This is a genomic window from Aquicoccus porphyridii, assembly GCF_008369105.1.
In the GTDB taxonomy this organism is placed as follows: Bacteria; Pseudomonadota; Alphaproteobacteria; order Rhodobacterales; family Rhodobacteraceae; genus Aquicoccus; species Aquicoccus porphyridii.
On sequence record NZ_VINQ01000018.1, the window covers coordinates 74,713 to 85,844 of the forward strand.

Annotated in this window: 14 protein-coding genes; 13 read left to right on the forward strand and 1 reads right to left on the reverse strand. The window is 60.5% G+C overall.

All coding sequences use genetic code 11. The annotated features are described in order from the left end of the window. Nucleotides 1–129: 129 nt before the first annotated feature. The 6 genes from FLO80_RS18195 to FLO80_RS18220 all read left to right on the forward strand — a co-directional run bounded on the left by FLO80_RS18195 (nt 130) and on the right by FLO80_RS18220 (nt 5,052). Entirely contained in the window at nt 130–519 is a 390-nt protein-coding gene (locus FLO80_RS18195) for a DUF3768 domain-containing protein (RefSeq protein ID WP_111368840.1), read from the forward strand. Between the two features lie 156 nt (nt 520–675). Beyond that, entirely contained in the window at nt 676–2,658 is a 1,983-nt protein-coding gene (locus tag FLO80_RS18200; RefSeq protein ID WP_111368843.1) for a ParB/RepB/Spo0J family partition protein, read from the forward strand. Between the two features lie 76 nt (nt 2,659–2,734). Beyond that, the gene (locus FLO80_RS18205) at nt 2,735–3,328 is read left to right on the forward strand and encodes a regulator (protein ID WP_111368845.1); all 594 of its coding nucleotides are present in this window, start codon (nt 2,735–2,737) and stop codon (nt 3,326–3,328) included. 102 nt (nt 3,329–3,430) lie between these two features. Next, entirely contained in the window at nt 3,431–4,084 is a 654-nt protein-coding gene (locus FLO80_RS18210) for a DUF6927 domain-containing protein (RefSeq protein ID WP_111368847.1), read from the forward strand. 126 nt (nt 4,085–4,210) lie between these two features. After that, a complete protein-coding gene (locus FLO80_RS18215) occupies nt 4,211–4,537 on the forward strand; it encodes a type II toxin-antitoxin system PrlF family antitoxin (RefSeq protein WP_044352810.1) in 327 nt (108 codons plus the stop codon). Then, nucleotides 4,534–5,052, forward strand: coding sequence for a type II toxin-antitoxin system YhaV family toxin (locus tag FLO80_RS18220; protein ID WP_045685393.1), 519 nt, complete (start codon nt 4,534–4,536; stop codon nt 5,050–5,052). Before FLO80_RS18215 ends, FLO80_RS18220 begins: the two co-directional genes overlap by 4 nt. Nucleotides 5,053–5,321: 269 nt before the next feature. Here FLO80_RS18220 and FLO80_RS18225 read toward each other — a convergent pair whose 3' ends face one another. After that, on the reverse strand, nt 5,322–5,735 hold the full coding sequence (locus FLO80_RS18225; RefSeq protein ID WP_172794922.1) for a MerR family transcriptional regulator: 414 nt from the start codon (nt 5,733–5,735) through the stop codon (nt 5,322–5,324). A gap of 76 nt (nt 5,736–5,811) precedes the next feature. On the opposite strand from FLO80_RS18225, the gene FLO80_RS18230 reads away from it, so the two are divergent. The 7 genes from FLO80_RS18230 to FLO80_RS18260 all read left to right on the forward strand — a co-directional run bounded on the left by FLO80_RS18230 (nt 5,812) and on the right by FLO80_RS18260 (nt 10,935). After that, nucleotides 5,812–6,219, forward strand: coding sequence for a mercuric transporter MerT family protein (locus FLO80_RS18230; RefSeq protein ID WP_052115434.1), 408 nt, complete (start codon nt 5,812–5,814; stop codon nt 6,217–6,219). Between the two features lie 15 nt (nt 6,220–6,234). Beyond that, nucleotides 6,235–6,540 carry a heavy-metal-associated domain-containing protein gene (locus FLO80_RS18235; RefSeq protein WP_037275594.1) on the forward strand — a complete coding sequence of 102 codons (306 nt, stop codon included), beginning with the start codon at nt 6,235–6,237 and terminating at the stop codon, nt 6,538–6,540. 17 nt (nt 6,541–6,557) lie between these two features. Continuing rightward, entirely contained in the window at nt 6,558–6,812 is a 255-nt protein-coding gene (locus FLO80_RS18240) for a hypothetical protein (protein WP_045685387.1), read from the forward strand. Further along, entirely contained in the window at nt 6,809–7,195 is a 387-nt protein-coding gene (gene merF / locus FLO80_RS18245) for a mercury resistance system transport protein MerF (RefSeq protein ID WP_037275593.1), read from the forward strand. Before FLO80_RS18240 ends, merF begins: the two co-directional genes overlap by 4 nt. 135 nt (nt 7,196–7,330) lie before the next feature. Beyond that, entirely contained in the window at nt 7,331–8,761 is a 1,431-nt protein-coding gene (gene merA / locus FLO80_RS18250; RefSeq protein ID WP_037275592.1) for a mercury(II) reductase, read from the forward strand. 23 nt (nt 8,762–8,784) lie between these two features. Continuing rightward, nucleotides 8,785–10,137, forward strand: coding sequence for a dihydrolipoyl dehydrogenase family protein (locus FLO80_RS18255; protein ID WP_037275590.1), 1,353 nt, complete (start codon nt 8,785–8,787; stop codon nt 10,135–10,137). A gap of 129 nt (nt 10,138–10,266) precedes the next feature. Further along, nucleotides 10,267–10,935, forward strand: a complete 669-nt coding sequence (locus FLO80_RS18260) for a cytochrome c biogenesis protein CcdA (RefSeq protein WP_037275588.1) — start codon at nt 10,267–10,269, stop codon at nt 10,933–10,935. Nucleotides 10,936–11,132: the final 197 nt, after the last annotated feature.

Sequence of the window (11,132 nt, forward strand, 5' to 3'; positions counted from 1 at the left end):
CAGCTTCGTCCGCAGAGCGGACTATTGGAACTGTTTGGTTCGGGCAGGTTTGGACCGGGTTCCTCCGCCAAGCGGAAAAGAAAAAGCGCGCGTTGAGAAGGGTGTTTCAACTTCTCAAAGGAGATTCCCTTGTCCATGACCGTTCAACCCCAGCCAGACCGTCCGGATCCGAGTGTGATCGCGGCGCAAAATGACGCGTTTCGCAAGCTCGCGTGCCTTGGAGTGCCGCCCGCGCAGCCCATCCAAGGCCGCATGCATGTCACCCGCTCGCTCATGGAGGCCGGCGATGGCTTCCTGGCCGAGGCGGTGAAGGCCACCGGTGCGTTTGATACATTCGAGCCTGAGAATGATCCCGAAGGATGGCACGATTTCGGGGCGGTCGAGATCCGGGGCGAGACCGTGTTCTGGAAGATTGATCTCTATGAAGCAGACTCGGATTTCCGCTACGGGGCCGAGATCCCGGACAATCCTGCCACCACCATGCGCGTGCTGACCATCATGCTGGCGCGCGACTGGTAGGGCAGGAGGGCTTCCCAAAGTGTCGATCTGAAAACTCAAGGCCCACTGACCCCTCAAAGGGAAAGTGGGCCTTTTGTCGTGGTGATCCCTGAAGCCGGGGATTGGTTACGCGCGTGAAGGCGCGGGCCACACCTCACCCACCTGGAAGGATATCCCATGACCACAAGCTTTGCCCCTCTCACCGTCGCCATCGGCGATCTGGTCCCGCATCCCGCCAATGTGCGCAGCAACTCGCCGGAAACTTATGATCCCGAGAACATAGCGCATCTGAAGGCCAGCATCGCTGTGCTGGGCCTGCTCCAGCCGCTCCTGGTCCAGAAGCTTGACGGCAAATATGCTGTCCTCGCCGGTGGCCGGCGCCATGCCGCGCTTAAGGAACTGATCGCCGACAAGGCCACCAAGGGGTTTACCGCGAAAACCAAGGTCGACTGCCGCCTTGTCCCTGAGGACTTCGATGCGACCACGGCGCTGTCGCTCGCCGAGAACATCACCCAGGCGCCGATGAATGCCATCGACGAGTTCGAGGCTTTCGCGCGGATGATGGAGGTCGACGGCCAGACGCCCGAGACGATCGCAAAGACCTTCGGCACCACGGTGGCCGCCGTGAAAGGCCGGTTGCGCTATGGCCTTATCCACCCCGACATCCGCGCCGCGGCCCGGGGCAAGGTGATCACGCTCGACACGATGAAGGCCTTCGCCGAGCATCCGAGCCAGGAGGCGCAGCGCGAGGTTTTCGAGGCGCTCACGAAGGACGGCGGCTATCTGCAGGCCTATACCGTCCGTCAGGCCCTCAAATCCCGCGGCGTGCAGGTCAGCGATGATATCGGGGCTTTCGTGCGCGAAGACTACGAGGCGCGTGGCGGTGCCGTCGCGGCTGACCTTCTGGAAGAGCATTCCGTGCTTGAGGATGCGGCGCTGGTCGAAACCATCCTGCTCGAGAAGCTCGGTGCCGCCGCCGAAGGGGCTCGCATAAAGCTGGGCTTTGCCTGGGCCGATGCGATGGTCCGCTATGATTACGCGACCATGGCCGACTACGGCCGCGTCTATCCCGGCCTGATCGAGCCGGATGAGGCTGCCCGGAAGCGCATCGATGAGATCACCGCCGAGCTTGAGAAATTGCAGCTCGAGATGGAGGATGAGGGGCTTGAGGACGGTGCCTACAATGCCCTTTACGAGCGCGTGGACGCCTTGGAAGAGGAAGCGCGCGACCTGCAGGAGGCTTACAGCACCGAGGACCTCGCGCGGTCTGGGGTGATAGCGTCGTGGCAGGGTGGGCAGATCACGCTCCATGTTGGTCTCGTCCGCCCGGAAGACACCGTCAAAGAGGAGGGCGCGCGCGGCTCCTCGGCTGGCCCGACCGGGGAGGAGTCCCCGGACGCCGGCGAAATCACCTACCCGGCCTCGCTGGCAGAGGACCTCAAGACCGAGCGGGCCATGGCCCTTGGCGCCGCAATGGCGCTGCATCTGGAGGCCACGCTCGATCTCACGCTCTTCAAGCTGGTGAGCGACGTTCTGGCCAGCGGAATGAGTGTCACGCAGGCGATCAAGGTCGAGGCCCGCAAGGAATACCGCAGCCATGCCAAGATGGACGAGATTGACGAGACCTCGCTCGAGCAGGTGGCGGCGGCGCATGATGCGCTTGATCTGTCCTGGCTCGATGACACCCGCGCGCCCGCCGATCAGTTCGTGGCGTTTCGGGCCCTTCAGGCCGGCGAGAAGGCGAAGCTCGTGGCCTATGCCACGGCCAGCACCACGCAGTCCGGCTTCGCGCGGGACCGATCGCGCGACAGCCTGATGCATGACTTCGAGATCGAGATCATGCCCGACATCCGCGCCCACTGGACGCCGAACGCGGCGCTCTTCAACCGCTTCAAGAAGGCCTGGCTCCTGAAGATCCTCGGCGAGGATCTGGGTCTCGCCCAGGAGGCTGTGACGCTGGCCTCGTCGAGCAAGAAGGAGATCGTCGCCTTCTGCGACAAGCTCTTCGCCGAGCCCTTCGCGACGCTCACGGACGCGCAGCGCGCTGCCGTGGCCGCCTGGTGCCCGCCTATGATGCAGACCGCCGGTGTCGCCTTTGACGAGGCGGAGCCCACTGCGGAAACCCCCGAGCCTGAGAGCGAGGTCGCGCAAGCGGCCTGAGCCATCACGCGACCTGCGCGTAGATCATGCCACCCGCGCGGGTCGACCCTCCCACACCCAACGGAAAGACATCCCCATGGCTATTCTCAAGTTCTCTGCGTCCGCTGTTGCAGCGCAAATCGCACATGCGCGTGCCTGCAAGACCTTCCTGCCCAACTGGAACGGGCCCGTGGACAGGCCCGCCCTGATCCTCATCGTCGGCAATGGTGTGCATCTGCGCTCAAACGGCATCGATGGCACGACCACCCGTATCGTCACCACCGAGCAGGCCGATCCCTCCTTTGCCTTCGCCGACGGCATGAACCCGTTTCGGGATACCGACTGGATGGCGCAGCGTCGCATGGCGTTTCGCGATCTGACCGGCCAATTCTACACCGAAATCCTCGACGATGTGCAGGTGCTCATCGACCGGGGGCGGGGGGCGATCCGGCTGGCCACCGATGGCCACAGCATCCGCGTCTTCGTGCGCCGGGCCTCGGACTATCTCATCGGCGGGACCTACGAGGTGCCCTCAGGCCTCGGCGGCACCTTCCGGGTCATCCTCAAGGATGCCTGCGACACCTTCGCGATCGTGCAGAACTGCGGCAATTGCGAGGATTTCGACGCCATGCAGCCCTACCGCGTGCCTCTCGATGCGCTGATGGAGATTGATGATCGGAGGGTGGCGTAACGCGCCCTTTCTCAAACAAGCATCGCCAATACCCTGCCGGGCCTGCGGCCCTCTCGGGACATTGGCGACAACAATTTCCCCAATGAGAGAAAGGACTCTGAGATGGGATGGCTCTTCTACACCGACGGCCGCGTCCAGACCTACGCGGATGAGAAAGCGGAAATCGCCCGGCTCTGCACCTCTCATGGCGACACGCGCAAAACTGAACTGGTCAAGGCCTGCAAGGTCGCCTCCACCTGGTATGCGGCGGCAAGGGTCACCAATCTCGACGGCACCCACGTCGAGGACACGACCTATGTGACCGATGCGGATGGGTCGATCACTTTCGCCGCCGTATTCCTTACCCGATACGATGAGGGCTGCTGGGGCTACAAGGACATGGAGGAAAGCGCTGGCCCGAACGAGTCGCGCGCTCCGCTCAGCCTTCTGGCGCTGCTCTCGGAATTGAGGGACCCAGAGAGCTATGCCCAGGACTGGCGCCAGCGCTGCCGGGACTGGGCGTCGATCCCGGATTACGACGAAGGTGACAAGATCAAGCTCGCAAAACCGGTGACGCTCACCGACGGCAGCACCTGCCAGATCGTCACCGCGACCCACTACAGGCGCGGGCGGCAAAAACGCCGGTGCTACCGCATCGAGGAAACCGGTGGGCTCGTGCGCCTCTCGAAAGCCTCGCTTGCGGGCTCGGAGCTGCTCAGCTCCGCGAAGGGCGCGGCAAGCCCGGTGCTGGCGGAGTTCCTAGCGGGGCGAGAATAGGTGCTGCGCCGGACAGCTCATCGACCTGCCCGGCGACAGCAGATCCTGCGTCTAATCTTGACAAGACAATGCAAATGCATTACCTATCGCAGGTAGCAAAGATCCCCATTCTTTTAGGAGACTGCCATGACAGCGCTCGCACAAGATGTCTCGAAACTCACGGATCGGTATCAGACGACCGTGCCGGCGGGTGTGCGCAAGCAGCTCAAGCTAGGCAAGGGCGACCAGATTCGCTACTGTACCGAGCCGAGTGGCAGGGTCTATATCGAGCCCGTGCGCAGCGACGAGGAAGATCCCGTGGTCGGAGCCTTTCTCGATTTTGTCGAGGCCGATATCAAGGCGCATCCGGACCGCATTCGGGCGTTCGATGGGGCTTTGCATGACCGTCTTGCAGCACTGGTCGGAGACGTTGACGTCGATCTCGATGCGCCGCTATCGCTCGAGGATGAATGAGCGGCGATAGCGTGCCCGCCCAAGCGCCCCTTGTCGTAAACGGATGGTCGATTTATGCGCATCCGCTCTTTCTGGACCAGCTCGAAGGGCTGACCCTGGAGGTCGAGGCGCGTAAGGCACGCGATCCCAAGACCTGGCGCAAGAAAAATTCCACGAAACGGCTGGCCGCCATCTTCAAGCTGGTGACCGAGGCCATACCGGCAGATCCGGGTGCCGCAGCCTTCCGGCAAGGCGGCACACTCGGCGACCACCGCAAGCACTGGTTCCGGGCGAAATTCTTCCAGCAGTATCGGTTGTTCTACCGCTTCAACAGCGATGCGAAGGTCATCGTGGTGGCATGGGTGAATGACGACAAGACCCTGCGCGCCTACGGCAGCAAGACGGATGCCTATGCGACGTTCAAAGGGATGCTGGAAGATGGCAATCCACCTGACAATTTCGACGCGCTCTTGAAAGAAGCAGTGGCGGCGGACAAGCGGTTCGAGACGTCCCTTGAAGCGGCGCCTGATCGGTAAGTGGGGTCGAATTCCGGAGGGGGCAGAATCCCCCGCTAAGGCTGCCAGTAAGGGGCTCGTTCTGCGATATTATCTCCCGTCACCCTTGAGCCGAGTGAAAGAGGCGACATTGGTGTGTCATATGGCTGGTACGATGAAATTCTCAGAAGTCCCTCCCTATCCGTACACCTGCCGTTCGCTGCATCGTGTACGAACTGGTAAGATGCGGACTTTCCGGGCTTTCGCTGCGCGATGCACGAAGGTCCGTTGTTCCCTTTTTTCAGGGTGGACTAACCTTCGAGAAGTGCGTCAATCACCGCACATTCTGGTGCGGCGTCGCCTGTACATCGAGCGACGGTTTCCGACAGGACACGTTCGATCCGCGTGAGATCGGCTATTTTCGCCTGCACATCTTCAAGATGCGTCTCAGCAACGGTCTGGACCTGAGCGCAGGTTTGAGACCGGTCATCGACCAACCCGAGCAGCCCGCGAATTTCTTCCAGGGAGAAACCGAGATCGCGGGACCGCATGACGAACTTCAACCGTTTGACATGAATATCATCATAGCTTCGATACCCTTTTGCGGTGCGCGGTGGGTCGGGCATGATACCGACCGTCTCGTAGTAGCGGATGGTTTCGAGATTGCAGCCCGTGGCCCGTGCTAGATCGACCCGCCGGAGTGCTTTCACGCTTCTGTTATCCATTATCCGCAGAAATCCCTTGAGCCTGTATCAACTACAGACCGTAGAACGATGGAAAGAACAGAACAAGGGCGATTCGATGGAGCAAAGTATTTCAGACCATAAATCCGGCCACGTGCGTCAGGTTGGCGATGACACCGCGAAAGGCTGGGGTGCGACCGGCTTCGGCGTTCTCGGTGCGTTGGCGATGACCTCGTGCTGTATTCTGCCGCTTGTGCTGGTGAGTTTCGGCGTGACTGGCGTCTTCATCGCGCAGCTCGGGGCGTTCTATGCCTACAAATGGTACACTTTCGCGCTAAGTGCCGCGTTTCTCGGATACGGGTTCTACAAGGCATACAAGCCGGTGAATACGGACGCCTGCGCCGATGGCACCTGTGCCCGGCCAATCAACCGGACTGTGATGCGGGTGACACTTTGGGCCGCCGCCGCAATCGTCGCGGTAGCGATGGCCTTTCCCTACATCACGCCCTTCATTCTGAAATTCTAAACAAGGAACAAAATCATGAAACACGTACTGTTATCGTCAACGCTGGCCATTGCTGCGTTTGCCCCAGCGGCTTTTGCCGAAGAGCGCACCGTCGAGATTGCAGTCGGCGAACTGACCTGCCCCTCCTGTTCGTTCATCGTTGCCAGTTCGATGCGCGGCGTTCCATCGGTCCAGATCGACGACTTCGTTGACGGTCCCGAGTATGGACAGGGCGTTTACAGTGTCACCTTCGATGATGCCGAGACCAGCGTGGACAGCATCATCGATGCAGTGGCGGCAAATGGCTACCCCGCCCAGGCTCTGCCGGACACGGCGTCCTAACCACGGGGAAATTTGCAATGCGTGACAACCTTATGGGCGGGCTACTGGGTTTCGGAGTTGCGACTCCGGTCGTGATCGTGTGCTGCGGTGGCGGCACAGCTCTGCTTGCTGCGGCGTTCGGCGGCCTCGCAGCGTGGATGTCGGGGCTTGGCTGGATAGCCGTCGCACTGGTTGTGGCGCTCGCCTTCCTTGTCGTTCGTGAATTCCGGCGGTCCGCCAATGGCCGCACCTCGATTTCCAATCATTCTCCAGAAAGAAAGAGCGCTACTTGACCCAGAACATTGAGAACCCCGACCGCTTGCTAAAATGGGGGCTGGGTGGCGCACTCTTTGCGGCCCTGTGCTGCTTCACACCCCTCCTGGTCGTCGTTGTGGCCGGTGTCGGCCTGTCGGCTTTGACCGGTTGGCTCGACTACGCGCTGTTCCCACTTTTGTTCTTTTGCCTTGCCGTCGTGGCGCAAGCGCTCTGGCTGCGCGCCGGGCGCGTGGGGCCGAACCCGAAACTCTGGGCGACGGCGATTGCCGCTGCTCTGTCGATCCTCATCATCTGGATCGAGTTCCGTTTCGCGCTGCGCATTACGGTCGGCGCTTTCGTGGCTGTCGGCGTCTACGCTTTCTACCTCAATAAAATGAAATCCAAGGAAGCGACACAATGATGATGGGATCTTGCACAGGGATTGGCATGTTCTTCGGAATGCTTGGCATGCTGACACCGCTCATAGCCATTGGTGCGATCATTTATCTGGTCGTTGCCAAACGAAAAAACTCTGATCTGCACGAGGCGCGCTGAAATGAAAGATATCAACAAGAATGATGATGGAAATGGCGGATACGACCTTATCGTCATCGGCGCAGGCTCGGCGGGTTTCTCCGCTTCAATCACCGCTGCTGACGCGGGAAAACGTGTCGCACTTGTCGGGCATGGCACCATCGGCGGCACCTGCGTGAACGTCGGCTGTGTGCCGTCCAAGGCAATGATCCGCGCCGCTGAGGCGATCCATGGCGCACATGCCGCCAAGCGGTTTCCTGGCCTGTCCGGTCACGCACAACTCGATGACTGGCACACGCTGATCGAGTCGAAAGACGATCTGGTCGCGACCTTGCGTCAGAAGAAATACGCAGACCTGCTGCCGGAATACGCGGGTGTCGATTATATCGATACTGGTCCGGCGCGGCTGATCGAGGGTGGCGTCATCGTCGGGGGTCGCACGTTGACCGCAATGAAAATGATCATTGCAACCGGTGGTCATCCGGTCCTGCCGACGATTGACGGAATCGAGGAGGTCGGCGCACTCGATAGCACCAGCTTGCTGGAGCTTGAAACCCTGCCGGAAAGTCTGATTTTTATCGGGGCGGGCTACATCGGGGCGGAACTGGCGCAGATGATGAGCCGGATGGGCGTGAAGGTCACGCTGGTGACACGGTCACACCTGCTTCCCGGTGCCGAACCGGAAGTGTCCGGGGCTTTGACGGACGCTTTTGCCGCCGAGGGGATCACCCTGCTGACCGGCCTGAGTTATGAGAACGTCAGACGTGACGCGTCGGGCGTGACCTTGCGGGTTATGCAGGGCGGCGAGCCTGTCGAGGTCACGGCGGATCATCTTGTTTCGACCGCAGGTCGGCGTGCCAATACCGACAGTATGGGTTTGGACGAGGTCGGCGTGAAAACCGACGCGCGCGGGTCCATCGTCATCGGCGACGACATGCAGACGTCGGTGCCCGGCATCTATGCGGCGGGCGACGTGACAGACCGCGACCAGTTCGTCTATATGGCAGCCTACGGGGCAAAATTGGCTGTGAAGAACGCCGTTCTGGGCGATGATCAGCGCTATGACAATTCTGCCATGCCCTGGGTCGTGTTCTCCGATCCACAGATTGCCGGGGTCGGGCTGAGCGAGCAACAGGCTCGCGACGCAGGGTTCGACGTGAAGACTTCGGTCGTGCCACTCGATCAGGTCCCGCGCGCTCTTGCCGCCCGCGACACACGTGGATTGATCAAGCTTGTGGCGGATAAGAAAACCGACAAACTGCTTGGTGGCCAAATCATCGCACCCGAAGGATCGGACACGATCCAGACACTGGTCATGGCGTTGAAGTTCGGCATGACGACCAAAGACTTGGGCGCAACGATCTTTCCCTATCTGACGACGGTCGAGGGCCTGAAATTGGCCGCGCAGACTTTCGATATGGACGTGGCAAAACTTAGCTGCTGCGCCGGATAAAGACACGTAAGAAGGATCTAAATATGAGTGAGACGTATGACCTGATCGTTATCGGGGCGGGCATGGCCGGGGTTGCGGCGGCGAACAAATGCGGTGCGGCAGGCTGGCGCGTGGCCATCGTGGATGCGCTGCCCTACGGCGGCACCTGCGCCTTGCGTGGTTGCGATCCTAAGAAAATATTGCGGCGTGGCGCTGAAATCGTCGATGCCGCACGGTTGATGGACGGCAAAGGGATCGATCCCAGCGGACTAAAGATCAACTGGTCCGATCTGATGGCTCACAAACGTGGTTTTACCGATCCGGTGCCGGACAAGATGGAAAAGGGTCTGACCGGAAACGGCGTCGAGACGTTGCACGGTGCCGCGCGGTTCACCGGTGCCAACGCGCTCGAAGTTGACGGGCAGTCCTATCAATCGAAACGTTTCCTTATCGCCGCTGGAGCGATCCCGAGACCTGTCACCTTCGCCGGTGCCGATCTGATGATCGACAGCACGGATTTTCTCAATCTTGAGGCTTTGCCCAAGCGTATCCTGTTTGTCGGTGGCGGCTTCGTATCTTTTGAGTTTGCGCATATCGCCGCACGTGCTGGGGCCGAGCCTGTCATCGTAGATCGCGGTGCCCGCCCGCTGAACGCTTTTGACCCTGATCTGGTCGAGATGCTGATCGCGCGCAGTGCCGCTGTTGGTGTGGACCTGCAACGAGAAACCGAAATCGTCTCGATCACAACCTCCGGTGCGGGTTTTGCCGTTGAAGTGAAGACAGGCGACAACACAACGACCATTGAGACCGATCTGGTCGTGCATGGCGCGGGTCGCATCGCCGCTCTTGCCGATCTGAACCTTGAGGCCGCCGATGTCGCGTATGGCGACAAGGGCATCGTTGTGGCTCCGCATCTGCAAAGTACGACGAACGCCGCCGTCTTTGCAGCTGGAGATTCCGCCGATACCAAGGGAATGCCGCTGACGCCCGTTGCCGTGATCGAAGGTAAGGTCGCGGCCTCGAACATGCTCAAGGATCAGAAGATCTTGCCGGATTATTCCGGCATCCCGACCGCAGTGTTTACGGTACCCGAACTGGCCCGCGTCGGCATGTTGGAGGCTGAAGCCAAAGAGGCCGGTTATGATGTCGATGTCCGGTTCACTGATACGGGCGGCTGGTATTCCAACTACCGAATTGGAGAAAAATCCGCCGCCGCAAAGGTGTTGGTGGATAGGTCGGACGGCAAGTTGCTCGGCGCACACCTATTCGGACCGGAATATGGTGAGTTGATCAACTTTTTCGGCTTGGCGATGAAGTTGGGACTGACCGCAAAGCAGCTCAAGTCGATGACCGCCGTCTATCCCAGCGTCGGATCGGATTTGGGCTCGCTGCTCTGATTTGAAAGTTGGCGGAACCCACTGAACGCGCGGTCAAATACAAATGCCTGCTTGGCATCAAGAACAGCGCTTGACCTTATGGTTGGTGGAAGGCCCATCATCAAACTTATCATACAATGAAAGACATTTATGGATCTCACCTATCAGGCCCTGTTGCTTGCATTTGGCCTTGGCCTGCTCGGTTTCATCGAACCCTGCACGATCGGCGCTCACATGTTGTTTCTGGGAGGCCAGAGGTCTCGCCCGATGGGGCAGCGGTTCGGCGCGGCGATGACCTTTCTTCTGGCCAGGCTCGTCGTGATGGGGGGATTTGGCGGGATGATCGTCGTGCTGGGCCAACGCCTTATCGGTGTACAGACTGGCGCGTGGCTCATTTTTGGTGCAATTTACCTCGGCCTTGGTCTTGCGATCTTCGCGGGGTGGGACAAATCGATGCGCCGCCGCATTGGATTCGCGCCGGAGCGCTGGAAGGCGGCATCCAACCCGCTCGTTCAGGGGTTGGCGTTCGGACTTAACATTCCGGCCTGCGCAGCCCCAATCCTGTTTGGATTGATGGGTGCCGCAACTGTAAGCGGGTCGGCCATGACCGGGTTTGTGATGATGGCGGTCTTCGCCTTCGCGCTGTCGCTCCCGTTGTTGCCACTCTCTATTGTTCCCAGCCTTGCCAGGCCCCTTGATCGGCTTGCCGATTGGCTGCGACCGCGTCGTTGGCTATTGGGCGCGATCTTCGTCGGGCTTGGCATCTGGTCTGTTTGGTTTGGTCTGTTTGTCGAGCCCATCAATTGGAGCGGGATATGACGCCTCGCCGTCGCTTCTGGCACGTAGCTGGCGCAGGCACCGCGTTCCAGGCTGTCAATCGGCATCCAAAGCTGACCCCCTATCGGCATTCAAAATTGACCCCTTTGAGCTGAGCAGGCCCGGCGCTGCGTAGCCCTCACATAGCGCAGCGGCGGCGGGCCTGCGGGGGTCCGGGTTGGCGCTATGCGCGGTTCTTG